General features: G+C 58.3%; 18 protein-coding genes and 3 pseudogenes. 11 read left to right on the forward strand and 10 right to left on the reverse strand.

Translation table 11 applies throughout. The features are described from left to right. Nucleotides 1-126 precede the first annotated feature (126 nt). Both CPBF1521_RS08640 and CPBF1521_RS08645 read left to right on the forward strand, forming a co-directional pair. Complete coding sequence (locus CPBF1521_RS08640) at nucleotides 127-819, forward strand: hypothetical protein (RefSeq protein WP_235858419.1); 693 nt, start codon at nucleotides 127-129, stop codon at nucleotides 817-819. Continuing rightward, a complete protein-coding gene (locus CPBF1521_RS08645) occupies nucleotides 812-2,224 on the forward strand; it encodes an XVIPCD domain-containing protein (RefSeq protein ID WP_115676729.1) in 1,413 nt (470 codons plus the stop codon). The genes CPBF1521_RS08640 and CPBF1521_RS08645 overlap by 8 nt, the downstream gene beginning before the upstream one ends. Before the next feature lie 239 nt (nucleotides 2,225-2,463). On the opposite strand, the gene CPBF1521_RS08650 is transcribed toward CPBF1521_RS08645, so the two are convergent. Together CPBF1521_RS08650 and CPBF1521_RS08655 are read right to left on the reverse strand one after the other, a co-directional pair. Next, nucleotides 2,464-3,267, reverse strand: coding sequence for a hypothetical protein (locus tag CPBF1521_RS08650; RefSeq protein ID WP_235858421.1), 804 nt, complete (start codon nucleotides 3,265-3,267; stop codon nucleotides 2,464-2,466). 266 nt (nucleotides 3,268-3,533) lie between these two features. Continuing rightward, a complete protein-coding gene (locus CPBF1521_RS08655) occupies nucleotides 3,534-4,040 on the reverse strand; it encodes a hypothetical protein (protein WP_235858422.1) in 507 nt (168 codons plus the stop codon). Nucleotides 4,041-4,467: 427 nt separating this feature from the next. Here CPBF1521_RS08655 and CPBF1521_RS21650 point away from each other — a divergent pair, with 427 nt between their 5' ends. Then, on the forward strand, nucleotides 4,468-4,749 hold the full coding sequence (locus CPBF1521_RS21650) for a hypothetical protein (RefSeq protein WP_235858423.1): 282 nt from the start codon (nucleotides 4,468-4,470) through the stop codon (nucleotides 4,747-4,749). A 393-nt stretch (nucleotides 4,750-5,142) separates the two neighbouring features. Here the strand turns inward: CPBF1521_RS21650 and CPBF1521_RS08665 are convergent, their stop codons facing one another. The 4 genes from CPBF1521_RS08665 to CPBF1521_RS08685 all read right to left on the reverse strand — a co-directional run bounded on the left by CPBF1521_RS08665 (nucleotide 5,143) and on the right by CPBF1521_RS08685 (nucleotide 9,336). Beyond that, nucleotides 5,143-5,898: a hypothetical protein gene (locus CPBF1521_RS08665; RefSeq protein ID WP_147295430.1), complete on the reverse strand. Its 756-nt coding sequence runs from the start codon at nucleotides 5,896-5,898 to the stop codon at nucleotides 5,143-5,145. Then, nucleotides 5,888-6,364, reverse strand: a complete 477-nt coding sequence (locus tag CPBF1521_RS08670) for a hypothetical protein (protein WP_147295431.1) — start codon at nucleotides 6,362-6,364, stop codon at nucleotides 5,888-5,890. The genes CPBF1521_RS08665 and CPBF1521_RS08670 overlap by 11 nt, the downstream gene beginning before the upstream one ends. 161 nt (nucleotides 6,365-6,525) lie before the next feature. Then, entirely contained in the window at nucleotides 6,526-8,499 is a 1,974-nt protein-coding gene (locus tag CPBF1521_RS08675) for an ATP-dependent nuclease (protein WP_115676733.1), read from the reverse strand. Between the two features lie 537 nt (nucleotides 8,500-9,036). Continuing rightward, on the reverse strand, nucleotides 9,037-9,336 hold the full coding sequence (locus CPBF1521_RS08685) for a conjugal transfer protein TraD (protein WP_100666201.1): 300 nt from the start codon (nucleotides 9,334-9,336) through the stop codon (nucleotides 9,037-9,039). 265 nt (nucleotides 9,337-9,601) lie between these two features. Between CPBF1521_RS08685 and CPBF1521_RS21775 the strand changes: the two genes are divergently transcribed. Next, nucleotides 9,602-11,203 (forward strand): MobA/MobL family protein, encoded by a 1,602-nt coding sequence (locus tag CPBF1521_RS21775; protein ID WP_115676734.1) that lies wholly within the window; start codon nucleotides 9,602-9,604, stop codon nucleotides 11,201-11,203. Between the two features lie 52 nt (nucleotides 11,204-11,255). Here CPBF1521_RS21775 and CPBF1521_RS08695 read toward each other — a convergent pair whose 3' ends face one another. The 3 genes from CPBF1521_RS08695 to CPBF1521_RS08705 form a co-directional block, all read right to left on the reverse strand. Then, on the reverse strand, nucleotides 11,256-11,597 hold the full coding sequence (locus CPBF1521_RS08695) for a hypothetical protein (protein WP_115676735.1): 342 nt from the start codon (nucleotides 11,595-11,597) through the stop codon (nucleotides 11,256-11,258). A 173-nt stretch (nucleotides 11,598-11,770) separates the two neighbouring features. Continuing rightward, on the reverse strand, nucleotides 11,771-12,409 hold the full coding sequence (locus CPBF1521_RS08700; RefSeq protein WP_181901172.1) for a hypothetical protein: 639 nt from the start codon (nucleotides 12,407-12,409) through the stop codon (nucleotides 11,771-11,773). A gap of 244 nt (nucleotides 12,410-12,653) precedes the next feature. Beyond that, on the reverse strand, nucleotides 12,654-13,454 hold the full coding sequence (locus tag CPBF1521_RS08705) for an NYN domain-containing protein (RefSeq protein WP_115676737.1): 801 nt from the start codon (nucleotides 13,452-13,454) through the stop codon (nucleotides 12,654-12,656). 350 nt (nucleotides 13,455-13,804) lie between these two features. On the opposite strand from CPBF1521_RS08705, the gene CPBF1521_RS21475 reads away from it, so the two are divergent. The 3 genes from CPBF1521_RS21475 to CPBF1521_RS08720 all read left to right on the forward strand — a co-directional run bounded on the left by CPBF1521_RS21475 (nucleotide 13,805) and on the right by CPBF1521_RS08720 (nucleotide 19,970). Next, on the forward strand, nucleotides 13,805-18,577 hold the full coding sequence (locus CPBF1521_RS21475) for an RHS repeat-associated core domain-containing protein (protein ID WP_235858424.1): 4,773 nt from the start codon (nucleotides 13,805-13,807) through the stop codon (nucleotides 18,575-18,577). A 381-nt stretch (nucleotides 18,578-18,958) separates the two neighbouring features. Next, nucleotides 18,959-19,198: a hypothetical protein gene (locus CPBF1521_RS08715; RefSeq protein ID WP_126936822.1), complete on the forward strand. Its 240-nt coding sequence runs from the start codon at nucleotides 18,959-18,961 to the stop codon at nucleotides 19,196-19,198. A 289-nt stretch (nucleotides 19,199-19,487) separates the two neighbouring features. Beyond that, nucleotides 19,488-19,970 (forward strand): hypothetical protein, encoded by a 483-nt coding sequence (locus tag CPBF1521_RS08720; protein WP_147295432.1) that lies wholly within the window; start codon nucleotides 19,488-19,490, stop codon nucleotides 19,968-19,970. Between the two features lie 704 nt (nucleotides 19,971-20,674). On the opposite strand, the pseudogene CPBF1521_RS08725 reads toward CPBF1521_RS08720, so the two are convergent. Then, nucleotides 20,675-20,941: pseudogene (locus CPBF1521_RS08725) on the reverse strand (integrase); the annotation flags it as partial. A gap of 688 nt (nucleotides 20,942-21,629) precedes the next feature. Here CPBF1521_RS08725 and CPBF1521_RS08730 point away from each other — a divergent pair. The 4 genes and pseudogenes from CPBF1521_RS08730 to ligD all read left to right on the forward strand — a co-directional run. Next, nucleotides 21,630-22,139, forward strand: a complete 510-nt coding sequence (locus tag CPBF1521_RS08730) for a ferritin-like domain-containing protein (RefSeq protein WP_104582833.1) — start codon at nucleotides 21,630-21,632, stop codon at nucleotides 22,137-22,139. Between the two features lie 164 nt (nucleotides 22,140-22,303). Further along, nucleotides 22,304-22,480 (forward strand): DUF3606 domain-containing protein, encoded by a 177-nt coding sequence (locus tag CPBF1521_RS08735; RefSeq protein ID WP_104582953.1) that lies wholly within the window; start codon nucleotides 22,304-22,306, stop codon nucleotides 22,478-22,480. Nucleotides 22,481-22,493: 13 nt separating this feature from the next. Continuing rightward, nucleotides 22,494-22,907, forward strand: a pseudogene (locus tag CPBF1521_RS21870) (DNA polymerase ligase N-terminal domain-containing protein); the annotation flags it as partial. 267 nt (nucleotides 22,908-23,174) lie between these two features. Next, nucleotides 23,175-25,088 (forward strand): annotated as a pseudogene (gene ligD, locus CPBF1521_RS08740) (DNA ligase D); the annotation flags it as partial. Between the last annotated feature and the right edge of the window lie 27 nt (nucleotides 25,089-25,115).

Here is a 25,115-nt window from a genome sequence, read left to right on the forward strand (position 1 = left end):
ATTCGAGTGCTGCACCACTTGGTCATCGTCGCCCAGGGGGGGGGCATAGCCCCCCTGACTACCGGATTGGCCTGAGCCAAGGCGCTGGCGGTAAGCTGTCTAACTTCCCGACACCCGGATGTGCCCATGGATGTATTTAGTCAAGGAAGGCGCATCGCCAAGGCCCTTTCAACAGGCGCGCTGTTGTTGGGATTGGTCGCATGCGCGCAATCGTCAAACGCCCATCAGGAAAAAGCCATGAAGGAACCAACCTCGGCTGACGTTCGGCGCGAGCAGGACCGCATCGCGGCACTTGTCGATGCTGCCGCCCCTGAGCGTTCGGCGCCTATGATGACCTGGGACGGCTATCCCGCACTGCAACCAGGGGCTGAACTCACCGCCGACCAACTGCTTAAACAAATCAAAGCGCTCGCCCAGTCCTTTCACGCTCAAGCAGACTCCGACCCTGCCAATGTGGAGCGAGTCTTGGGCATCGCGCTTCCTCCCGACGTCAAGCATGAGCGCAGGGGAGTGACCGGCAAGGTGGGGCGGGGCACTTACGAGTGGGCCGTGTGGAAGGGGGCGCCCAAGCTCCCCGGGCACCGGGTGGAACTGACCCTTACCCCGAATGCCTGCCTCGCCTATGACGCATTGAAAAAGCAAATGGAAGCCGACGGCTTCCGGGTGTATGTGCCAACCTTCGGCGACGATCAACGAATCACGTTCGACAAGATCGTCGGTCCCTCGCTCGGGCTCTACATTGCCGTGACTCCTGACCATCGGGACGCGCCGACCTGCGTGACGGTCGTTGTCTTTGAAATGGAGCGCAGCGATGCTTGACCCTCGCATTGAGCGCATGCTCCAGGAGACCGAACAACAATCGTCTCTGTCCCCAGGTGCAGCCAAGGACCTCCGCGAGGCGGTGGAGTCCTCTCCTTACTTGGTCGAGGTGATGACCAAAGCCATCGACAACGGCGACCTTGAGCACATCAAGTTCGCTCACACGCCCAACGAAGGCGGGCACTATAGCCATAGCGAAAAGGCGATCAGCGTCAACGCCGATGTGTTGCAGCGACCTTCCCGGACAGAGCGGATAGACCAGCTGACGGGTGTTCTTGGGCACGAGACGGGGCATGCTTTGATGGCCCGCTCCAACGACCTCAGCACCTACAAGCTGTCCTACCGAATCGATGAGGCGCTCAAAGAGGGCGCACGCTACGGCGATGCGACGGTGGACATCACTCCGCTGGCAAAGGAATACATCAACGCTTCCCGAGAGAACGAAGCGCTAGCTGAAATGGTATCGATGAATTCGGTGGCCAGTCGGGTCAAACACCAAGACAGCAACGTCAGCGAAGCAGAGCTGCTTTATCGCCTCGACCCGACCACGCCTTGTGTCACGAACGGGCGGCTGGCCCCAGGCATCCAGATGGATGTTCAGGGCGTCCAGCACACCGACAACCGCATTGACAGCCCGGCCGTAAAAGCCGTGGCGATTTGTCAGTTCGATCAGTCCGGCAAAGGCCTGGGCGCGTTAGGTCACTCCGACTACAACGCCTTTTACTTGTCCTACGTGGTGTCCGCCGGGGCTGCCGTATCCCGTGACCTAGATAGGGCCTCCAGCCAGTCGATTCCTAGCCTTGGCCTCAACCTAAAGGAGCTTGGTAGTTCGGTGGAAGAGATCCAGGCGGCAGGCATTGGACTGGGTGGGCAAGGGAAAGCCTTCGGATTCACCGACACTTCTGACGGGCAGCTACGACCCACGGAGGTGCGGCAGATTGGGAAAGGCGGCGTCGGTCAGCCGGACACGGCACCTCAGGCCGTCTCCCGCGACCAGGCCGTGCTGGCCGACAACCCAGCTCACCCGGATCATTCGACCTACCAGCAAATCCATTCCTGGGTGCGCGGCACCGGAAACTGGAACGACGAGGAAACTAGGAACGTCTCGGCTGCCCTTTACAAGCAGCAGACCGAAGATCCGTTGCTGAGGCGAGTGGATCAGGTCACCGGGGGCCTAGGCCGCGATGGGGCGCACAACGTCTTTGCGGTCTACGCCCCACATGGAATGGGGGTCGCGCCCATGTTCCATGCCCATGTCGATGGACGCGATGCCTCCCAGCAGCCGGCCCAGCAGAACCTTCAGCAGGCCGAGGTCATCAAGCAAGACCAAGTGCGTCAGCAGCAGATGGAGCAGACTCAGCAGCAAACAGCCCAGCAGGAGCAGGGGCCGCGGATGACCATGTGATGGGGAGGGGGGCGTCTAATGCTTGGGAGAAAAGGGCTGCGTCGCAAGATTTAGACTTCCTGCTTTCCGTCCTCAAATGAGCGGGATTACCGAGGCTCGTTCGAGCCGACGTCCCCGCCGACAGGACCAGCGAGCGATGCTGGCCTTTTTGTAGCGGTAGCTCTGGCGCCACCTTGCCTTAGCCAGTCATTGAACGACCATGAGACCGCCCGTGGATAGAACGAGGCCGAGCAATGGATTCAAGCCCGCTTGCGCCGGTCGCGGTGGCGAACGTTCTTCGCGTTTTGAGCGCCCATCATTTTTTCTGGCGGAAGATCCAAAATCACATTGGCGAGCGTCGCTGCCGCGCTATCAGAGAGCCGGAATGACCGGCGCAAGCCCCCCATTCCGGAATGCTGGTTGTCAGAGACGCCGCTGTGGAGGGCGCGGATGAAATCCGCTCTGGATGGACGCTTGCTCTCGGACATTGCGGCGGTGCGGACATCGTCCGCAGTCACTTCCGCTTTTCCGGCATCCAGGCCGATGACGCGCACCATGGATGCGAGCGATGGCCAATACTTCAACTCGAACCGACCAGTGAGGTTCTCCAACTCGTTCTTTAGGAAGGACTGGTAGAGGCCGTTGTTCGGGCCCGCTTGGTGCATGACATCAACTGGGTGGTAGAGCGTGTCGCAGCTAAAAGGCGACCGATTGGACAGGTCGTCGCGCTCGATCAGGACATCCGCCAGCTGCGCGGACAGCGCGCCAATCTTAGCGTTCACCTTTTCTAGGCGCTTCCTGCTGGCGCGGTCCTCGAGATTCTTGTCCGGGGTCCAATACGCCCCTGTTGCCAAGACGCAGCAGTCCAAAAAGACCTTCCATTCCAATCCGTGGAACCCCAATGAGCGCTCCACTTCTTCGTAGACGGGGCGCAACTCGGCGCTTCGGCTCAAGAGTAGCTGGGCGACTTTCGTTTCAGAGAAGGCAATCTGAGCCTCCTCGTTGGTGGCGATTTGCTTTCGGAGATGGTCTTCGCAGACTTGTTGGGCATGGGAGGTGGTCACGGTCGAATGATCCGATGGGGATGTGAGTTGTTAGGCTAGGGCGGTCGAACGGGCCTGTCGGCATCCGAAAAGAAGTTTTTTCGATCCCTTTCAGATCCCGGCTATCCGTCAGCGCCTCAACTACGTCCGAAAGCTCAACGTCACCAAGCCCCAAACATCAACCCCACGTCAGCGGGAACGACGACGGAGGCGTTGGCGTGACTGCCGAAATGGAGCTCCAGGCGACCGCCGTCCGTGGAACGGAGAGGGAGCGTTGCTGCACCATTTCACGCGCCGGCGTCAAGCGAGCCGGCATCTAGGGAGCGTTGAAGGGCGAGCGCTACCTGGGTCGCGGCATGCACCCAATCATCGTCCTCCGCGTAGGGATCGTCTTCATAATCCTCCTTGCCGCCGTGAAAAAGGTTGTTGCGGACCTGGCGCATGGCTTCCACCAACGCCACCGCATCCGATTCCGCATCGAGTGGGCAGGGCATGAAGCGGGCCACCAAGCGACCCTCATCGTCCAAGATCTTCTGCTTCATGGGCCTCACGTCGCGTTGGCTTAGAAGGCGCTGGCGTGCCCAGCCTGGAACGTCTTTAGCAAAGGCATCGCCAAGCTGACGGACGCGCGCTTCCACCACGCGCCAGGCGACGTCGGGCGTTGGCTTCCCATCCCGATCTTTCCGGAAGAAGTCCCCGTGCCGTCGAAGCTGGAACTCCAGCTTGCTGACAGATTTGAGGAGGTCGTAGGCGAGGTCTTGGTGAACGGGCATGCCGGCATCGTATCCCAGCACTGGGGGATCCACATCGGCACGCGGCGCTGCTAAGGTCCGAGGGCCGCCAGGAAGGCAACTTACAGGGGATGGTTGAATGCGCTTGAGAAAGATCGGGTTGCGTTGGAACAAAGTCACCGCTGCCGCCGGCATCACGGCCGCCTTATGCATCAACATCGGCCTGCGCCCAGGGCCCAACCGGAATCGGCGCCCTTCAAATCGGGCTGACCAAGGCCCAGGTCCTCGCACTCCCAAGCGAAGGGGTGCATCTGGCTGCGCCGATGCTCGACAGGCCAGACGATGCGTCCTCAAACACACCTGCAGCAATGGAGAAGTTCAGCGCAACGGTCCTGACCCCGTGGCGCAGCGAGCCGATGGAATCCTCCCTGACGTTCGAGGGGGGAAGCTGGCTTTGATCACGCTCCGGTGGCGCAACGACAGCGTGCTTATGACGACCGTAGTCGCCCAGATTTCTGAGAAGTTTGGCCCGCCCAAAGAGTCGGACGAGCGCCGGGCCGAGAGTTGCCCAACTTCCGCTGGTGCATCTGAGCAGGTCCGCAGCGGGATACTGACCCGCTCCTGGAAGCAAACCAATGGCAAGCGGGTGATCGTCACGGGGGCCACCACGCTTGCCAGTGACAGCTGTTTAGGAAGGCGAGAAGGCAAGGAGCCATCGGCAATCAACATGTTGCTGATTTCTGCCGTGGGCAACGTAGAAAGCCCGTTTTAACCAAGGAAAGGACACTCGCTTGAAAAAAGATTGGCCTGGCCGCCGCACTTCTGGCCTTTGCCAACCCCGCTCTCTCTAAGCAGGGAGAAGTTTGCTCCTCCCCAGCCAGGTCGGCACGATGCAGCACCTGGACAGCACCACGACGCTTCAATGCAAGGAGGTTGACCTCCTCGAAGACAACGTCGGCAGTCACGCGCCTGACGTTGCCCAGCACCTGCAAAAAATGCTGATCGCTGTTTGGTGGCAGCTAGACGCAGATGAAGAGGATGTAACGTAAGAGCCATCTTCCTCGCAGTCCCTCGCACTCTTTAACCAGAAATCCCTAACAAAGAGGTTTCAAATTGCTTAATTTAAGGTGAATTACTTCTGCGCATTGTTAGTTTAATGATTGATTTAGTCAACGTCCAGCGACTTGGTCGCAAGAAGAATTCCCTTCACGTGCATCGCATCGTCAGACCTCTCGCGTTGCTCTCCGGTCAACTCGAGCGAAAGCATATTAACCATACATCCAGCTTCATCGGAACGCTCGGTCATGATGCAGCGTGGGTCGCGAGGATTCTTCACAATCGCCGAGTGGTTTGCTTCGAGGATCGAAATATTGATCCTGCGGCAGAGTCTTCCTGAATATATGAAGTCTTCAATGTGGTTACAGGACTGGAATGGAGCGCCGCATATCGAACAGTCGCCTAGTGTGGAGCGGAACGCGGGACTGTTGAAGACCATGTGTTCGGGAAATAGCACTCGTCGCGCATCGGTGAGCAATGCTTCATGGTTCCGGATTCCTTCGTAATCGTTAATCCTTAGAGCTAGGTCTTTGTAGTCAATCGCATCCATTAGCGAGTGCCAGGCGCTTTCCGGCTCACTATTCTTAATATTTATCCAAGTCTCTAGGCACGATTGAACACTTCTTATAAAGCACTGGAAGTGAAAGAGCTCGTTAGCTTGTCGTTCCACTTCATGGTCAATGGCCCAACGTTTGAAGGCCTTGAGCTCCGCGATGAACTCATCTATCTCCTTTGTCTTGGCTACCTGTAGCTTGCTTGAGCGGACAATCAGATTTAGCTGGCCCGCCGAGTCTAGGAAGGCAAGGCACGTTTTCACAACTCCCGGATGGGTGAATGGAGGAGGGCCGAAAAAATTACTTTCCACGACGCACTGCCTCTTTCAGGGCGGGTCCAATGGTGGATAGCCCATTGACGGGTCCTTTGTAGTCCAGCTTGATGCTGCGCGCCCCCTCTGTTTCTTCCACTACGCAGGATAGCTCTACGGGTGCGCTTTCGGATTTCCCAGAGTCCTTAAGGAATGCGGTGATGATGTCAAGTGTGGTTCTTATGAGTTCTTGGTTCTCGATTAAGGCTTGGGCAACGAACAGTATCGTGGGTAAATAGATAGTCGAAGATCGTTGGTCATAGAGATCATCCATTGGCGTAAGGAAGTCGATCTCTAGCTGTGCTTCGGCATATTTCTTTAGAGAAATGGCAGTGGATGCGTATGAATGGCCGCCGGATTCTAGGCTGCCCGATACTGGGAGAATGATGACGTCTTTCTGGGCTGCAGTTTTGGGAAGCGTTGGAGTGGGAATAGAGGTAATTGTGATGCCTTGATTGCTGTCCATTTTAGTTATTGCTCGCGCTCGCAAGTTGGGGATGGTCTGATGGGTGTAGCTGGTTTGCTTAGCCACTTAGGCGGGGGGTGAACCCTATAAATCTGTTCGAGCGCTTGGCGCAGCGGGGACAAGATGGTCTGAAACGGTCGGACGACTACCTGTAAGGTTGCTTAAAGCTGGGTTTCATCAGGGGCTAGGTGTAGCCATATCGCGTTGACAAGGGCTTCTAGCGTGGAGGAGCTTGTTCCCTTATCTTTCGCGCAGGCAAGCACGCGGTGCATGACCTCGGGTATTTTGTGGGTCTCTTTGCTGGGTGTTAAGCCGAATGGCTCGCACGCCTCTGTCAGGCATTGTTGATGCAGCTCCTTCCCTAGCTCTAGAACTAGCGTTGTCTCGAGTGTGTCTTCGAAGTAAGCATAGCTTTTGGCTATCCGAGTGGAGAGCGGCTCGTCATAATTGGCGTGAGCATCTGCCAAATGAAGCAGCGCGGGGTTTGCCGCTGCCTCTTTCTTATTCAGATCGCAGTCCCAGACTAAAAAAGTTGGAATCTCAAGCTCCGTGAACACTGCGTAGGGCCGGTCGAGATTTAGCTTCCCTTCCACGGGAAGGATGGCGATGCCGGCGGCATGGAAGTCGAGGCCGAGCAGCCGCGCACATGCTTGAAGTGCGGATCGGTCGCTTCTGCCCTCGACCAAGACGACGCCGTTAGCAAAAAATCCTTCTGAGAGCTCCGTGCCGAGGATATGCAGTCTGGGGGTAAGGGTCGCCGCCGTCCAAGTCCCTGGCGCCTTGTTGTTTGCTTTTTCCAGGCGGGCAGCAACGTTGGCAAGGCTCAAAGAAGTCAGATGCGCATGCTTGAACTTGCTGTCAGCCGACTTCGACCGTCGAGCTAGCCGCACCTCATTGGCTCGTTCCATCGCAACGAACATGGGGGAGTGTGAGCCAAAGATGATCTGGGTTGGCCCCGTTGCGCCTGGAAGGCTTCCGGTGCTCAAGCCTCTTAGGACGTTCGCTAAGTGGCGCTGTTTGGTCGGATGTTGGTATAGCTCCGGCTCCTCGATGGCCAAGATGAGGCTTGGAGCCGCTGGTGGGGTCGCTTGGGCTGCTTCCTCCGTAGCATTTGCTTCTGCTTCGGTAGCCGAAGTCTGATGACTGGTCTTCGCCAAGTGCTGCAAAAGCGTGAAAACAAATGCACGCTGTAGTCCGTGACCTTGGCGGTCAACAGGGCCGCCGAACCCTTCGTCACTCAATGAAACGTCTGCGGCAGGCAGGGGCACTGCGATATCCGCAACATCTCGCCAAGTGAGGCCCACGGCAGCATCCCGGTAGAGGCTTTTGAGGTCGCCGGTTAAGCGGTTCGCGAGTTCTCCGAGTTCGGGCATGTTTGCAGGCGCGACCAGGGCGCGATAGCGAGCCGTCACCTCTTCTTGAAACTTCTGCACATCCTTGCGCTGGAGAATGGCGCTGCGAACAACGATCTCAAGCAGTCGCCCGATGGCACTGGATTTTCCATCGGCGGCATCAAGCGAGGCCTCCCTTACCGCTGGAACGAAGACAAAACTTGTATGGCGCTGTAGCGCTCCACGTCCCGCGTTCTGGAATCCGAAAAACTGGCCGTCGTCCCTCAGTAGGGCCAGCGAATCCGGATGGGCTAGTTCCCACTCCTGTAGACATACTTCAATCTGCCCAGCATTCGTCACACTGGGAAGCTCGGCGTAAGCGGCGTTCCCCTCTTTGAGTGCTTTGTAGGAAGCTCGCTTTTCAGTTGCGCCACCGAGAGCGCGTATGGCTAAGAAGTCTGGATTTTGGAGAGTCGAGCCGTAGTAGCGACCCGAGGAGGCCGTTCCATCGAAAACTCTCGATACCGTCAGGGTTCCATTACGAACCCTGCTTTCGAAGGTCTCCTGCTCTATGGCACTCAACTCACCGAAGGTCAGCTCGATCTCTACTGGGAGGGTGATGTCGCGCCCGAAATAGTCGTCTTGGTCGAGCGCCTTGCTGGTCGAGTAGAACTTCTCTAGAGCCTTGAGGATGCTCGACTTCCCCGCGCCATTGCCGCCAATCAACGCGGTGTGAGCCTCGAATTCGATGGAAACGTCACGCAAAGAGCGAAAGTTCTTGATGCGTGCTCTTAGTAGCTGCATGGGGCAATGTTTCCCAGTCCGTATGAGATTGTTGATTACCGACGCTGTGAGCGGTCAGACTAAAGCTCGCAACAGATTGTCAGCATGTCCCGGTCTCTTTTCCTATAACCGGGTCTGGGTGCTTCAGACCGGGTCGTGGACAGATGCGCGGAGAAGCTCTTGTCTATGAGCATCATCTTCCAACCGGATCTTTCGCCACTCACGGACCCGCCGCTCACTTGGTAGACACGCATGCAAGCTGACCGGTCTTGCTCGTTCCCACGGCATGGACCTCTACCAAGCGAGAGAAGCCATCATAGCTAAGCTCGAGGCAAAGCCCGCTCTCAATCGCCGACACCGCCGCATCCTTCGACATCATTCTTCCCCCTGTTGACTTCCGGTCTATGGTGTCGAAGGCAGCGCCGTCAAGTTCTCATCGAACCGGTTGCGCCGGCCTGCCCCCAAGGGCTGATTGCATCACATTTCTTTGTGGTGTGCTGACCTGCCGAGAGGGCGGTCTAAATGAGTTCGATAAGCCAGGGGAGGGCGGGCTTGGGTTCAATGACGTTTGAGTCTCTCGGAGCCCTTCGCATGAATGAGTTCACGCATGTTCTGGTCATTCCTACGAGCGGTGTGCTCCAACAGTGCGCCCACAAGTTCCGCGTCGTCCAGTGTCTGCGCGCCGGCAAAGAAAACCAAGTCGGCTACGCGCTGCCGCCGTTTGATTTCGTCCCGCTTCGCTGTTTCCTGCGCCTTCGCTTCGCGGCGCTGGTTGGCTAAAAGCTCTTTCGCTTGCAGCTGAGCTAAACGTTCAGTGGCTCGTTGGATTTGGTCTCGGTAGTGATTCGTTGCGGTCATGCGCTTCTCCTGCCTGGTGGAAATGAGTCAACCAGGAAAACGGCTTGCGTCAAGCGTTGGGCTGGTCGCGAATTTCGTCCGCCCCGAGAATCGAAAAGGCTGAAAAACAGGGCTTAGAAGAAAGAAGCAAGAGCGCACCTAGGTGTCACATGGTGACACGTGCGCAAAGGGCTCCGCCCCTTGAACCCCAAGCGCCGGGGGCGCTTGCGAAAATCCAAAGCCGAGGCATAAACCAAGCAACCCAGCCGCTTCGGAGCAACGCCTCATGGCCATCTACCACGCCAACGTCAAAACCTTCAGCCGCGCCAAGGGGCACTCATCTGTCGCAGCGGCCGCCTACCGTGCCGGCTTGCTGCTGGAGGACGCGCTCACCGGCATGCGCCACGACTACCGCCGCCGGGACGGCGTGGTCGAAACGCGCTGCATCGCTCCCGAGGACGCGCCCGATTGGGCCCTAGTCCCCGCCCAGCTCTGGCCAGCGGCAGAGGCGGCTGAGCGCCGCAAAGATTCGACCGTCGCGCGCGAATTCGAGTTTGCCTTGCCCCACGAGCTCGACGATCTTCAGCGCTCCGATCTGGCCGTGGAAGTCACCCGTGCTCTGGTGGGTCGCTACGGGTTCGCGGCGCAGGCGAGCATCCACAGCCCAGGCAGCAAGGACGGCTTGAACTGGCATGTCCACGTCCTGGCAACGACTCGGCGCATGGGTCCGGACGGTCTCACGGACAAAACCAAGGAACTGGACGGCGGGCCCTCGGGACGTGTCGAAGTGCAATGGGTGCGCGAACTCATTGCATCCACCATCAATGCCCACCTTGAGAAGCCCGCGCTTGAGCTTCGCGTGGACCATCGCAGCCTAGCCGCTCAGGCCGACGACGCTTTGGCGCGCGGCGACCTGGCCGCGGCTGCCGTGCTCTCCCGGGAGCCCACCAAGCACGTCGGCAAAAACGGCACGGCGTTGGCCCGGCGGGGCCAGCCGTCGGAGCGTTCGGACGAGAACCGTCGAATCGAGGAAACCAACGAGGAGACCTTCCAAAAGCTCATCGCCGTGTTTGAGCAGGAAGGGCGCGCCATGCCGGTGCCCGACGGCCACAGCCAGGCCCAGGCCGAGCGCGAGGCTCGCCGACCTTCTGATGGGCTGTCCTTGCCGCTCGGGCCTGGGGCAGGGCACATCGAGGTGTCCCGCAGCATGGCGACCATTGCCCGCGGGCTGGGACTGATGGAGGCGGAGCAGGCCAAGCCGTCGCGCGAGCCACGTTCGGTCTCCGAGCTCGCGGAGGAAGCCAGCGACGAATGGGGAGTGGCTGTTCAAGCGGATCCCCGCTTGGCTCAAACGCTCCAAGCAACCCAGCGCCTGTTGCAGTGGATCAGGGAACACGTGGCTGCCTTCGCCGAAGAGGCCCGGCTGCGCCCGGACCTCAACGAGTTGCTCCGTCGACTGCGGCGCTTCAAGGCAGCGACCATGAAGTTCGCCCGGCGGCTCTTGGCGGTGCGCCGAGCGGAGAAGCTGCACCACATGGCCGAGAACGCGTGGCACGACTTCCTGGCGAACAATCCCGAGCCGGGGACCTCATGGACGCAAGGAGACTGGAAGCAGCGGCGCGGGCGTCGGTTGAGCACCCTCGAAGCCCGAGCCGCAGAGCTGGCCGATGCAAGGGCCCGGGTGACCCCGGAGGAACAAGCCCTCTGCGAGAAAGAGGCGTCGGCCAGCGCGGCGCACCTGGAGGCCTGGAGCTGGGACATGCTCCAGCGCTACCCCCTCCAACTCGACGTGGCGAACCAGCCCGATGGACCGCGTCCAGGTCCTGCCATCTCGGTCCCTCCTGCCCCTGCACCTGTCTATGTTCCCAAGCCGCCGCGCTTTCACTGAAACCAAAAAGCCCCGCGATGCGGGGCTCAATGTTTGCGGGCGCTTGGCCGGCTCAGTGGAGGGTCGGGCGCTTTTTTTTGCGCACTGGATCCAGCTGGGCGTCTTTGGGCTTCCGGCCCGCTCGCCATTCCTCCACCGACGGAAACTCTCGAACGATGACGGCTTCGCGGGTGCGCACAGCCGGAGAGGGCATTGGAGGGGCCTTGTCCAACGATTGAGCGGCGTTGCCTCCACCTGGCGGCTTCTTCTGGCTGTAGACGATCAGCTCGCCAGCAGAGGCCCAGGCATTGCAGACGTTGCGTTGTCGCACGAGCGGCTCGTCAGACAGCGTTTGGCTCATCAGCCCGGCGAGCAGCTGGCCGGCGATTTCAAGCTGTTGGGGGTTGGTGGTCATGAAAACTCCTGCGTGTGGGGGAAGTCCCCATCCAATCAATAATTCCCGGCTGCGCAAGAGCTCGCTATACGCTCTATTTCACAAATTTGAATGCGCGACAAAATTAAATGTTTCGTATGTCAATTTAGGAATGGGGGGGCTAGCAGGGGCGCGCGAGCGGTCGCGACATGCTGTCAGACAATCTCTTTTTCTGGCGCAGGCCTTTGTTCAATGCGATCTGCCGCCAGTCCGAACAGTCCTGCAATGCGCTCAAGCTTTCCCGCCAATATAAAAACCACGATCGAGCCGATGAGGATGCCGAGGCTTCCAGCGTAAACAAATACTTTGGCGTTGGCTGGGTTGGACCACATGTTGACCTTCTCCCCTGCGTCGAAAAGATTGACCAACACGACGCCAATCGCGCCAAAAAAGGTGGACATTCCTGCCCGGCGAGTCAACAGTTTGTTTTCAAGGTCAATGTGCTTTGAACGCTCACGAAGAGTCTGCGGGTTACATGTGCCGAGTTCGTCCAGGATTTTGCTCTCCATAGAGATGGCCGCGTCGATTCGGTCTGCCATCGGCTCATATCCCTCTTTCCAGGCCGAAATAACCTGGGCGATTTGAAGGAGGCCTAGGGCTAGGAATCCAAACGCCATAACCAGTAGCACCACCAACAGGATGTCCTTAGCAGTCGGCCTGCTAATCCAATCAAAGTTGTCTGCTGCTACCACGCCAAGACCGAAAAGTGTAAGAGCCAGTAGCCCCCAAAAAATGTAGTTTTCAATGCGCTCAAGCTTGCTTACCATCTTCGGGCGCTTGATCTTCTGAAGCATCTGAAAGGTGCTTGGGATAGGGCTGAACGTAGAGTCGGTCATTGTTGTTTGTCTGCCTTGATGAGCATCATTGTCGTCAAAGGGGTCTCACCGGCTGCGGCTAAAGATCCGATGTATGCCGCTATGAGGCCGTCCATTAGGCAGCGTCGTCCTTGGGAGTCTCGCCACACGCCGCAATCGTGGAGTAGCTCACATGCCCTGACGCAAGCTTATCGCCCCACGTCGGTCATTAATCCAGTGCGGATCATCCCGTCTGGTCGAGAACCTCTGGCTTGTGCGAGATGCTGACCGACCAACCGCCGGTCTCCTCTCGCTGCGTCGTCAGTAGATCGTAGGTCTTCACCATATTGAGCAAGCCGGAGTGGCCATAGAGGTTAGGTGAGAAGGACGGGTCGGTCCGTTTGAGGTATTGGCCCAGTGCTCCCAACCCAACCTTCCCCTCTGAAGTGTCTCCCGTCAGCAGGGTCACGGCTTCGACCAAGAACCTTGGGCGGCGCTTGGGTAGCGGCTTGGCTTCTGCGCGGGGCGCTTCTTCCTTTGTCACCTCCGGCTTCACTGCAGGAAGGTCGCCACCTTGGGCCTCGGACATTGTTGCCTCTTTGGCCGTCCGGTCCCATTCAAAGAACTGGTCGCAAGCGTTGCGCAACGCATCCGGGGTCTTTGGCTCCCCCACGATGAAAACTGTGGCTTCGCGCTCCCGGAGCTTGCGGCAGAGATAGGAAAAGTCCGAGTCGCTGGTCACCAGGCAGAAGGTGTCGGCCCGGCTGTCGGAAAGTGCTTCCAAGGCGTCAAGCGCCAGGGCGATGTCTGCCGTGTTCTTGCCGGAGGCGTATTGGTATTGAAGGCACGGGGTGAATGCCTGGCGGACCAGGACCTCCTGCCATTTGTTGGTGAGGGTGCTGTGGTTGCCATATCCGCGGCGAAGCACGACCCGGCCGAACTGAGCCACCATGAGCAAGGCGTGCTCAACGATGTCAGTCGGCACGTTGTCGCAGTCGACCAATACCGCGACACGTGCTTCATGCGGGCTGTTCGGGTTGCTCATGCCGGCGAGATCCAAATTTTACGCAGACAGACAATGGCGCCAGCAACTCCCCTATGGCAAGCGGGCGCTAACGAGAGGGCAAAGCGCGGAGCTCTGATCATGTCAACACTGAAACAAACCTGCCGAACAGGCTTTCTGCAACGGTTTGACTTCGTTGCATTCGAGGTGCCCCGAACCACTGCCGCTGACGATGCCACCATGATTTAAGACGATACTTTCTGCTTGGAAACGCCTTGCTTGTCGCCGCATCGCTAATCCGATATCGTTAACGCCTAGCCGTCCATTTCATGGGATTGGTTGTAATCACCACCGCTGCCAGCGTGGGGTGGGTGGGAATGGATTCCTAACTGATGCTGCAAGTGCAGCTGACAAGGAGTGTTGCCGTGTCAATTCGGGCCGTGGCGCGTTTTTCTGCTTCCTCAGTTCTGTCAAAGCGCGCGCGTTGCGCGGCGCTCTTGATGCCGGTTGTTTTTGGCGCCTATGCGTTGCAAGTTGCTAGTCCTGCGCAGGCGCAAAACCCGCCTGAAGCCACGTTCTGCGCGGCGGGCATCGGCTGCTACGACACGATGGAGAAAGCCGCCGATGCCATTCGCAACTCCAAGGACTACCAAGGCATCGGTCAGTATCTGAAGGCCTACTCAAGAGGTTTTTTGAATCGGGGAGCGGGAGAGGTCTGGACCTATTTCCGTGTTCCGTCTCTAAAGGCCACCTCGGTCTCTAACCCATCCTATGGGGTCAACCTAGGTATTTACGGGGTCGGAAACCCTGGCTGCACAGCGTCCCCAGAGTTTGGATCAAGCTGGTGCACGGATGAAGGCGCACTCATCGCCAAGTCGTTGGATATCCTAACGACCAAGGTTGGGAAATCTTGCTCGCTCCAGTCCAATGTTCAAACGTCGGACTACAACACGACGGGACTGGGCCTGCTTCCAAGTGGCGATGTTAGCTATAGCTCAGACAAATATTTCACCTCGACATTTAATTGTCCGTCGAACTCGGGGGCACCTGTCTCGGTGTCGTGGCGTTGGAATGTCTACAAGAAGCGAAAGTTGACGTGCGAAGCAAACTTCACGCCTTTTCTGGGAAACTCAATTCTCGCGGAGGCAGCTCTTACGACAGAGGCCTTGTGTAAGCCCAAGAACGATGACAACACCTGGGTCACGTCGCCCTTAAAGCAGTTCCAAAGCTGTAGCACCAACAATCCTTGCCATCCCACGACAGGCGATAAGTCTCGCGAAGAGAAGGACTTTGAGTTCGCAGGTCGCTCGTTCAATCGCTACTATCATTCCGTCAATCAGACCAAGAGTGTCATTCCAGTCGGAGAAGGCTGGTCGCTGAGTTACAGCGATCGATTCGACAGTTCCAACACAGCCTATCTCGACGAGGCGGGCAACAGGGATGTTTTCACGTCCGTTGCTGCTGGCACCGGTCGTGCCAAGAATTCGGGACGGCTGTATCGCCGCATCAGCAACAGCACTACGTATTACCGGGTCATCGAAGAGACTGGCGAATATCGCGATTTTGGCAAGGATGGCGAGCTGCTCGCGGTGCGCAATCCGGCCTCACCGGATCGTGATGTAACCGTGGTTTACGAGGGCACGCGCATTGCGCGATTGGTTGATGGCCGTGGCCGCGCCGTGACGTTTGCCTACACCGACGGGCGTGTCACAGGCATGGAGATTCCTGGTGGCGGCATCGTCCTTTACGACTACGATGTGGATGGAAATCTGATTGTCGCAACGTATCCCGACGGCGCAAAGCGCCTTTACCACTACCATGAGAAGGGGCTTGCGGAGCCCCAGCTGGTCAACTATTTGACTGGTATCACCGGGGAGAACGGACAGCGTTACGCTTCATTTGGTTACGACACCTATGGGCGCGTGATCAGCAGCGTTCTCCATGGCGATACCGAGGTGGTCGATGGAGTGACCCTGAACTACGTGGCCGAAGGCGTTACGGAAGTCACACAAGCTTCTGGCGCGGTCAAGCGCTTCGAGTATGGGTCTACCATTTTCAGCCCGGTCAACAACGTAACCGAAGGCGCAGCAAGCACGTCCAACACCTACTTCAGCGATGGTCGACTGCAAAGCGTGACGGACGCATCGGGCAGCAAGGTGTCCTACGAATACGCACCGGCGTATCAATCAGCGGTGACGGTCGGCGATGGCACGCCGGAGGCGGTGCGCACCGAGAGCGTGAGGGATGCGCTGACCCACCAATTGACCGAGCTTAATGTGAAAGGGGTGCAGGGGCTGGTTGTGTCCAAGCGATGGACTCGCAATGAGCGTGGCCAAGCACTGACCCAGGTCGAGCAAGATGCCGTTTCCGGGAAGCAGCGTCAGCAGACCTTCACCTATTGCGAGCAGGCCGACGTAACCGCAGGAAGCTGCCCCCTGGTGGGAGTGCTGCTGCGTGTGGACGGAGCGCGCAGGGATCTCAGCGACGCCACTACCTACGACTACTATCCCGCGGCCCAGGGCGGAGACCTGAAGACGATCACCAATGCAGTGGGCCAGGTCACCCAGTTCCTCAGTTACGATAGCGCCGGCCGTCTGTTGTCGCAGAAGGATCCGAATGGGGTTGTGACCGACTACAGCTACGATGCGCGAGGTCGGCTGACGGCAAGCATTGTGCGGGGACAGGACAGCGGCTCGGAGGCGGATGACCGCATTACGCGCTACAGCTATTGGCCCACCGGCTTGGTCAAGCAGGTTGCGCTGCCGGGCGGCGACGTGTCTAACTTCACCTACGACAGCGCATTCCGGCTGACCAGGGTCTCGGATCGTTACGGCAACTCCTTCGTCTACACGCTGGACACGTCAGGACACCGGATCAAGGAGGACATCACGGATGCCAAGAACACCTTATTGTTCACGATGTCCCGTATTTATGACGAACTCGGTCGCCTGACGACGCAGGCGGATGCGCGAGACAACCCGACCGATTTTGCTTACGATGCGGTCGGCACGGTGAAGGCGCGAACCGACGCCCTGGGCGGGTCTAGCGCCTACACCTACGATGCCTTGCATCGCTTGAAGCAGCGTATCGAAGACGCCGCCGGCATTAAGGCGACGAGTGCTTTCCAATACGACGCGCTGGGACAGCTGTCAGCGGTGACGGACCCGAAAGGCTTGAAGACGACCTACCAGCGCAACGGTCTGGGCGAACTGTTGGCGTTGAAGAGTCCCGACACGGGCAGCACCGGCTTCATCTACGACGACGCAGGCAACGTGCTGTCCAGGAAGGACGCAGCTAACCGGCAGGCCACCTACACCTACGATGCCTCGAACCGCCCAGTGTCGGTGACCTATGCCGATGCAGCGCTCGAGACCCGTTTTGTCTACGACGTGGCCCCGGCCGTCTGCGTGGCGGGAGAGCAATTTGCAGCCGGGCGCTTGGCCAGCATGAAGGACGGCAGCGGCACGACGCAGTATTGCTACAACCGATTCGGCGACCTGGTGCGCAAGGTCCAGACGACCAATGGCAAGGCATTGACGGTCCGTTATGCCTACACGGCAGGTGGGAACTTGACGAGCATGGTTTATCCGGACGGGGCGATGGTTGACTATGTCCGCAATGAGCTGGGCCAGATCGCCGAGGTTGGCTATACCGCGCCTGGCGGCTCGCGCGAGGTGTTGGTCAAGGGTGCCACGTATCTGCCCATGGGCCCGGTGGCCGGCTGGACCTACGGCAACGGGCGCGTGCTGACCCGAGCTTACGACCAGGATTACCGCCCCAAGGCCATTCAGGACAAAGCGGTTGGCGGTCTGGATGTCGGGTTCGGGTTCGATGCGGTGGGCAATCTCACCGCACTGACCCCAGCCGGTAATCCGACGCCGGAGATCGGCCTGGGCTACGACACGCTCGGCCGCCTCACAGCCCTCACCGACGGTGTCACCGGAACCGTCATTGATGGCTATAGCTATGACGCCACCGGCAATCGCCTCAGCGCCAAGGTTGGCAGCGTTACACAGGCTTACACCTATCCAACGACCAATCATCGCCTGAGTGCAGTAGCTGACGTGGCGCGCACTTACGACAAGACAGGCAATACGCTGAGCATCGGTGGCAAGGCGCGGGAGTTCCCCTACGACGCATCCGGCCGCATGAGCATGGTCAAGCGTGCAGGCGTGCTGGTGATGAATTATCGCTACAACGGCAAAGGCGAACAGGTGCGCCGCTTCTTGGGCACAACTAACACCTACACGCTTTATGACGAAGCCGGCCACTGGCTGGGCGACTACGATAACAACGGCGCGCCCAAGCAGCAGGCGATCTGGCTGGACGACCTACCGGTGGGCCTGCTGGCCAACGCCAACAAGCTGCACTACATCGAATCTGATCACCTGGGCAGCCCCCGTGTGGTGGTTGACCCGGTTCGTAACGTGGCGGTGTGGAACTGGAGCCTGAAGGGCGAGGCCTTCGGCAACACTGCGCCGAATCAGGATCCGGATGGCGATGGTGCGGCGTTGGTGTTGGATATGCGGTTCCCGGGGCAGCGGTTTGATGCGGCCAGTGGGTTGAATCAAAATTACTTCAGGGACTACGACTCTGCTACCGGGCGGTATGGGCAGAGTGATCCTCTCGGCTTGAGAGGCGGAATTAGCACATACGCCTATGTAGGCCTAAACCCCTTCTATGCCAGTGACCTTTTCGGCCTTGAATCGCCTGGTTGGTGGTCTTTCCCCCCTGGCAAACAGCGAGAGGAGTGGCGCAAGTCGCAAGAGACTGGATACAAAGGTGATTTCAATGCTCAGTTTGGTGTTGGCGCGTCTTACGGCAATTTTGCCGTGGGTGGGAGCGGCGAGGCAGGTGTCGCTCTCGACACTGCTGGAACAGCATGCCTTTATGTGAAAGGTTGTGGAACAAGCCCGGTAGCGGGTGGCTTCATTGGAGGCCTAGGAGGTTCCGTCGGCATGTCGTGTGGCACCGGGAACTCTTCAGTGGGGAAGAGCGAATCAATGCAGTTGCAGCTTGGAGCCATGGAGGGGGCTGGCGCAAAAGGTTCTGTAGAGTTGGCAAGGGATGGAAACGCTTCGGTAGGAATCAATGCTGGCATAGGGTCCCAGGTTTCGGCTGGATTCCAGCAATGTCAAACGAGGACGCTGTGGTGCACGAAATAAATTGGAAAAAATTGAGGTCTGATAAAACCATAGTAGTTGGTTTTGTGGTCTTGATCGCCATTTACGTCGGGCTTTTGCTTTGCTTGGCAATAGAGTATTTCTTTGGGCTAAGAGTTTATAGGCCTATCTTGGGGGTGCTCTTCTTTGTCGCGTTCGTAGGTGTCGTATCTCTTGCATCTTATTCGGTCGAGAACTATCTCTTGAAGAAAAAGTGAGGTCCCTGATTATTTTGGTTTGACCCAAGTTTTATGGCGGGCCTGCATCCCAATAGTTTCCCTTTCAATAGACTCTGAATATGATGCTGTATATCAATCCAGCTGTGACAAAGTCATATTCACTCTTTCAGGCTAGGCCGTGATTGCGCGGTTCCGGACATTGTTGATGGCTCTTCTGCTGACGTCGACTATTACGGGCTGTGCTCCGGATATAGAGATCATTCCCGTTGGCGAAGTGACGGTTTATAAAAGATCAGATGGTCCGGAAGTGTTGGGGGTGGCTTCGAGTCCCCTGCCAGTTAAGAAAGTGGTTTGCCTGAATAAGGCGGATTATGTGGTTGAAGTTGAGTATCAAGGTGGGAACGGCTACGTAAGGGGTGGAGCTTTTCACCTTTCGCGTAAATAACTGAGATATAAAAGCTCTCAGGACCCAATCACATGGGGCCTTCTTCCCTAGTCCTCTCGACAAATTAAGAATCGCGAAATCTCAAGAGCCTGGATAAGAAGGTTATTTTAACGCTCATTTTGGTGTGGCAGCTTCTTACAGTAATTTTATTGTGGGCCAGGAATCTTCGTAGGAATGTCGTGTGGCCCCGGAAAATCTTCAGTGGGAAGGAGTCGATCTTGCTTATGATTTGGCTTGTCCTGGAGCACTCTTGGCTTTCTATTCTATTGCATCTCGGAGTGAGGTCAGGATGAGTAGAACCAATATTTTATTGTTCGCCCTGCTTACGCTTTCAGGCTGCGCACCTTATGACGCTCCAAGAATTTATAAGGATTTGGAAAGCCTGGAGACGTCGAATGATTTTTCAGTTTCAGCGTTGCTAGGTGGCATGCCTAGTGATGCTACCGAAATCGATGTTTACTCTGACATTGATTCGGGTCTCACGATGATGTCCTTTAAGACTGCTCAGAGTGTGACTGTTTCTGAGTTGTTCGATCGCCAGTTGCCTGCCGGCCAATACCAGCTTGTTCAGGACAACGTTGGATTTGCAGGCGCCACTATCGTGGACATACGTTATGGATGTGAGAGCAGGGAGGTGAAGGCGAGCGGCGAGTCGTTGAAATATCAGCAAGTCGTGTTTTTAGGGGCGGCCTCCGGCAGGCAGTATCGGTGGAATAACGTGAATCCTGATATTTATAGTAGGCTCTGCTCAAATCCAGCGGTAGGAGCTTAATTTGGTAGCAGATGATGCCCTTCGTTTTGAATTGGTGGTTTTCAATGTGGAGCGCTGGCATTACCGCATTTGGAGGCTATGGATTTTCAATGATCCAGGTCGGCGGTGATGGGGGATCATTGAGTCCTCCTGAGAGGTCGGGTGTTTACAACTTCTTCGAGAACGGCCCGAGTCGTGGCTTTGAGATAGGCGCTGGAGGTGTTGCCGGCTCAGCCACAGTTGTAGACTCATCCATTTCAAAATGTGGTTGCAAGTGATGAGGATCAAGATGATCCTCAGGATATTTTTTGCAGCAAGTGCGATGGCATTTGCATTCCTTATGGTGTGCTTCCTTGTCGTTCTCGTGGCATTTGATCTCAACAATGCGGATAAAGTTTGGACCGGAATTTATCCAGCAATAGCTTGGCTATTTGCTTTATTGATTTGCTGCAAATTCATGCGTGAATCAAAGGCGACATACCCCCAATCTGAATAGCAGTCGGGCTTAGAGGCGGGGTTTGTGATATCGGTGTTGGTCAGCTGTTTGGCATACGTAGATGGCGTCGTGCCGCCAATTGCTGAACCGCCCCGAGAAGTCTTGAGGTTCCATTTCTTGAGAAGGTGGATCCATCAGCGGAGCAAGCAAGTTCTCCCCGGAAATCCGGGGAGCGTTCGGCGAAGATGGCGCCGGAGCATCAAGGCGCTTGAGCGCAAAAGGGAAAGACTCACGTTGTCTGATTCATCAAGGCCGACAGGGAATCAAGGTTGAGGCCGTAGGCAAGCACGGACAGGCCCGGCGAGACAGCCCGGAGCCCGTCCAGCTTCTCCTTGGCGGTAAAGGCGCGGCTGTAGGTCACGTGGTGCTCGTCGTCCAACTCGTGGCCCACCAACTGGGCGCGGAGCTCAGACACCACGCCCGCGCCTTGCAACTCTTGGATCACGGTTTTGCGCAGCGAGTGGAAGCCGCGCTTGGCCTTGGGCCAGTTCTTACCACCTCGGCCAGGTGCCTGTTGCCGATGGCAAGCGGGCGCTAGCAATCGAGTCAAGCCCGGCGTTATGATCGAGGAAACATTGACAGGAAACCTGCCGAGCACGCTTTCTGCAACGGATTGAATGGGTTAAGTCGGATGTGATCCGATCCCACTCTCTCCGCCAGTCGACTCTGAATCATTGATTTTGAATGTAAAAATCTGATTTGGTCTGATTGGAAGGCAGGATGCATGCAGAGGAAGCGCCCGCATGTGCATCCCTCATCTTCGGAGTGTCCCGTAATCGTGGCGACGTCCTCCCGGGTAGCCCAAGCATGCTTGAGCTTGGTGGCCAGCATGTCGTAAAGCATGGAAACCGAGCCCATGGACAAGACGCGGTGCGCGAGGGCGAGCACATAGCAGACGGGAGCGGAGTAGTTGGCATGTTGGTCGAGGGCGACCTCCCGTTCCGGCTTGATGTATGGGCCGGAGAATCGATCCAGAGCCTGAGTCATGCGGGTAGGGGAAAAGGCGAAGTACCTGCCTGAAGCCGGCTTGATGACGTGCAGCGCGCAATCTCGGAACTTCACGCTGCTATGTCCGTAACCGACGCCTCATTGCTCGGATTCGCTCCGCCGTCACTTCAACATCGCTTTTCCTCAATGTTTGGCTGGATAGGGTGCGGTTTCCCTGATCCAACGAGGATATCCTCATGGCCGAACCCAGAGAAAACCTGCTTGATTGGCTCCGCGATGCCCATGCGATGGAGCAGCAGGCCGAAACCATGTTGAGGGGCCAGGCGTCCCGCATTGAGCACTACCCGGTCTTGAAGGCGCGGATTGAAGAGCACATCCAGGAAACGATCGGCCAGCGGGAGCTGCTCGAGGGGTGTATCAAGCGTTTGGGCGGTTCTCCCTCCACGATCAAGGACGTGATGGGCAAGATGGCAGCGCTTGGCCAGGCGGTGGGTGGGATGACCGCGTCGGACGAAATCGTGAAAGGCGCGATGGCCGGCTATGTCTTTGAACACTTCGAAATCGCGTCCTACACCGCGCTGATCGCTGCGGCCAAGACCGCCGGCGACCCGGAAACGGCACGGGTGTGCGAGCAGATTCTGGTTCAGGAGGAAGCAATGGCCGACTGGCTCGCGACCCACCTGCCGGAACTCACCGAGGAGTTTCTGGTGCGCGATGCAACGCCGGGCGTCGAGGCAAAGAAGTAACCATTGGATCCCCATCGGCGCCTTGGCGGCCGTTCCGCCGGGGCGCTGCTCTGCGCCACATTCCAGGTTCTGCGATAGGCATGGGTGCCGAACTTTCAGAGAGCGAGCACCGTAATAGGCAGCACCGGCACGATGGCAGATCGCTACACATCGAGGAGGTCACCATGACCGATGACAAGAACAACGCGGGTAGTCCGGATCGCGATCGCATCAACGTCAATGAAGACTACGAGCTGCAGTATTGGACCAAGGCTCTGGGCGTCAGCGCCGAGGAGCTTCGGGCGGCGGTCAAGGCTGTCGGCCCCACCGCGGCGGCCGTGCGTAGGCACCTGGGCAAGTAACCGGGAGTAGGGCATGTCCCTCACCGAATACCGCCGCAAGCGGAGCTTCGACAAGACCAAGGAGCCCGAACCGGGGAAGGTGTTGCCATCAGGGCAACGGGCGATTTTCGTGGTGCAACTTCACCATGCCAGCCGCCGGCATTACGACTTCCGGCTCCAGGTCGGTGATGCACTCAAGAGCTGGGCCGTTCCCAAAGGCCCCAGCTACGATCCGAAGGTCAAGCGCATGGCGGTGGAGGTCGAAGACCACCCCGTGGACTATGCCGCCTTTGAAGGCGAGATTCCGAAGGGGCAATACGGTGGCGGCCACGTCGCCCAGTTTGACCAAGGGGTGTGGGCGACCTCGGGCGACCCGGAGGCCCAACTCGCCAAGGGACATCTGCGGTTCGAGCTCTTCGGCACCAAGCTCAAGGGCGGCTGGCACCTGGTTCGGTCAGGAAAGCCGGCCAAGCAGCCGCAATGGCTTCTTTTCAAAGAGGACGATGCCTTCGCCGGCGACGTGGAGGCGGATGACCTGTTGGGCGACGTCGCCTCGCCGCCTGCTGAAGATCTGAAGCGGGCAGGGGCTGGCAAGGCCGACAAGAAAAAGCTCACAACCGTGGCCCTGCCAAGGAAAGGCCGTCGCAGAGAGGACTGGTCGAAGAAGGCCGCCGCGCTGACCAGGGCCAAAAAAGCCGAGCCGCCAGAGGGTCCTTTCGAACCGCAGCTGGCCAAGCTCGGCGATGCCCCACCTCAGGGCGACCATTGGGTGCATGAGATCAAGTGGGATGGCTACCGCATTCTGGCCACCATTGCCGACGATGAGGTGCGCCTTTGGTCCCGCAATGCCTTGGAATGGACCGAAAAGCTTCCCGAAATCCGGGATGCCGTCGCTGCCCTCGGGCTGAAGTCAGGGGCGCTGGACGGTGAGCTCATCGCCGGCAACGGCACCAAAGAGGACTTCAACCTCCTCCAGGCCACCCTGTCCGGGGAACGGCAAGGCACGTTGGCGTATGCCTTGTTCGATTTGCTCCACATCGACGGGGTGGATATTGCCGATGCGCCCCTACTGGAGCGCAAGCAACTGCTGCAGGAGTTGTTGAAGGGCAGCCCAGGGCACCTGGCCTTCAGCTCCCACATCGAGGGCGATGGGGCATCGGCCTACCGGCTGGCTGGCGAACGCCACTTTGAAGGCATCATCTCAAAGCGTGCAGACCGCGCCTATCACGCAGGCCGGAGCGAGGACTGGAAGAAGACCAAGCAGCTGGCCAGCGACGAGTTTGCCGTCGTGGGTTACACGGCGCCCAAGGGCAGCCGCGCGGGGTTCGGGTCGTTGCTCCTGGCCAAGCCCGACCCCAAGCACGGCTGGCTTTACGTTGGGCGGGTGGGTTCGGGCTTTTCCGAGGCGCTGATCAACGAGGTGGGCCAACTGGTTGGCCAAGCCGGCGGAAAGACGCCTAGTGCTCATGTTCCCACCAAGGACACCGACCTTCGCTCGGCCACGTGGTTTGAGCCGAGGTTCGTGGTGGAGGTGTTTTATCGCGGCATCGGCGGGCAGCAACTGCTGCGCCAGGCCTCGCTCAAGGCGGTCAGGCGAGACAAGGATGTGGCCGATTTGGCGGACTCCGACAGGGCTGCCGCAGTCGAAAAGCCCGTCGACGCCTCCAAGCTCAAAAGCCTTGGCAAGCAGCTCAAGAGCGATTCAAAGAACGGCAATGCTTCAAAGCACAGCACGGCCCCGACAGGAACCCAAGGCCGCACGCCCCCTCGGCTGTCCAGTCCGACCAAGGTGATCTTTCCTGACATCAAGGCCACCAAACAGGACGTGTGGGATTACTACACCGCCGTGATCGACCACGTGTTGCCCGAGGTCATCGGCCGCCCCTTGTCGATCATCCGGTGCCCTAGCGGTACCGCCAAACCGTGCTTCTTCCAGAAGCACCACACCGCCGGCCTGGAGCTCGTGGATGCGGTGCGGCTGAAAGAAGACAGCGGGATCAACGCCCACTACCTGGTGGTCAGGGACGCGGCAAGCCTGCTTGAGCTGGTGCAGTTCAACGCGCTGGAGTTCCACCCGTGGGGCAGCCACGCGGAAGCGCCTGACCGGGCCGACCGCGTCGTCTTTGACCTGGATCCCGGCCCTGACGTGCCCTTTTCCGAAGTCAAAAAGGCAGCCGTGGATATCCGCAAGCTGCTCGAACAGCTGGAACTGGCGTCGTTCCTGCGGGTGTCAGGAGGGAAGGGGTTGCACGTGGTGGTGCCGTTGAACCCGGGATGCGATTGGGACCTGACCAAGCGCTTTGCCAAGGGGTTTGCCGACGCGTTGGCACAATCGGAGCCGACCCGCTTTTTGGCCACGTCAACCAAGAGCCTTCGCAACAAACGCATTTTTGTGGACTACCTGCGTAACGGCCGCGGGGCGACAGCGGTCGCATCGTATTCCCTGCGCGGCCGCCCTGGCGCCCCGGTGGCCATGCCCATCGCCTGGAGCGAGCTTGCCAAGCTGACCCGTGCGGACGCGTTCATCATGAAGGACGTGCCGGCGAAGTTGGCCAGACGCAAGAAAGATCCTTGGGCGGACATCAACACGATCCAGCAGAACCTGGCCCGCTGGGCGCAAGACGCCTGACCTGGCCGCCTGCCTCGATACTGATTT

This window comes from Xanthomonas euroxanthea, assembly GCF_900476395.1.
GTDB lineage: Bacteria > Pseudomonadota > Gammaproteobacteria > Xanthomonadales > Xanthomonadaceae > Xanthomonas > Xanthomonas euroxanthea.

Coding starts and splice junctions, on each gene's coding strand:
- CPBF1521_RS21650 (WP_235858423.1), top strand. CDS start 4,468: ATGACGACCGTAGTCGCCCAGATTTCTGAGAAGTTTGGCCCGCCCAAA.
- CPBF1521_RS21775 (WP_115676734.1), top strand. CDS start 9,602: ATGGCCATCTACCACGCCAACGTCAAAACCTTCAGCCGCGCCAAGGGG.
- CPBF1521_RS08735 (WP_104582953.1), top strand. CDS start 22,304: ATGACCGATGACAAGAACAACGCGGGTAGTCCGGATCGCGATCGCATC.
- CPBF1521_RS08720 (WP_147295432.1), top strand. CDS start 19,488: ATGAGTAGAACCAATATTTTATTGTTCGCCCTGCTTACGCTTTCAGGC.
- CPBF1521_RS08700 (WP_181901172.1), bottom strand. CDS start 12,409: ATGCTTCAGAAGATCAAGCGCCCGAAGATGGTAAGCAAGCTTGAGCGC.
- CPBF1521_RS08715 (WP_126936822.1), top strand. CDS start 18,959: ATGGCTCTTCTGCTGACGTCGACTATTACGGGCTGTGCTCCGGATATA.
- CPBF1521_RS08675 (WP_115676733.1), bottom strand. CDS start 8,499: ATGCAGCTACTAAGAGCACGCATCAAGAACTTTCGCTCTTTGCGTGAC.
- CPBF1521_RS08695 (WP_115676735.1), bottom strand. CDS start 11,597: ATGACCACCAACCCCCAACAGCTTGAAATCGCCGGCCAGCTGCTCGCC.
- CPBF1521_RS21475 (WP_235858424.1), top strand. CDS start 13,805: ATGCTGCAAGTGCAGCTGACAAGGAGTGTTGCCGTGTCAATTCGGGCC.
- CPBF1521_RS08640 (WP_235858419.1), top strand. CDS start 127: ATGGATGTATTTAGTCAAGGAAGGCGCATCGCCAAGGCCCTTTCAACA.
- CPBF1521_RS08645 (WP_115676729.1), top strand. CDS start 812: ATGCTTGACCCTCGCATTGAGCGCATGCTCCAGGAGACCGAACAACAA.
- CPBF1521_RS08705 (WP_115676737.1), bottom strand. CDS start 13,454: ATGAGCAACCCGAACAGCCCGCATGAAGCACGTGTCGCGGTATTGGTC.
- CPBF1521_RS08670 (WP_147295431.1), bottom strand. CDS start 6,364: ATGGACAGCAATCAAGGCATCACAATTACCTCTATTCCCACTCCAACG.
- CPBF1521_RS08685 (WP_100666201.1), bottom strand. CDS start 9,336: ATGACCGCAACGAATCACTACCGAGACCAAATCCAACGAGCCACTGAA.
- CPBF1521_RS08730 (WP_104582833.1), top strand. CDS start 21,630: ATGGCCGAACCCAGAGAAAACCTGCTTGATTGGCTCCGCGATGCCCAT.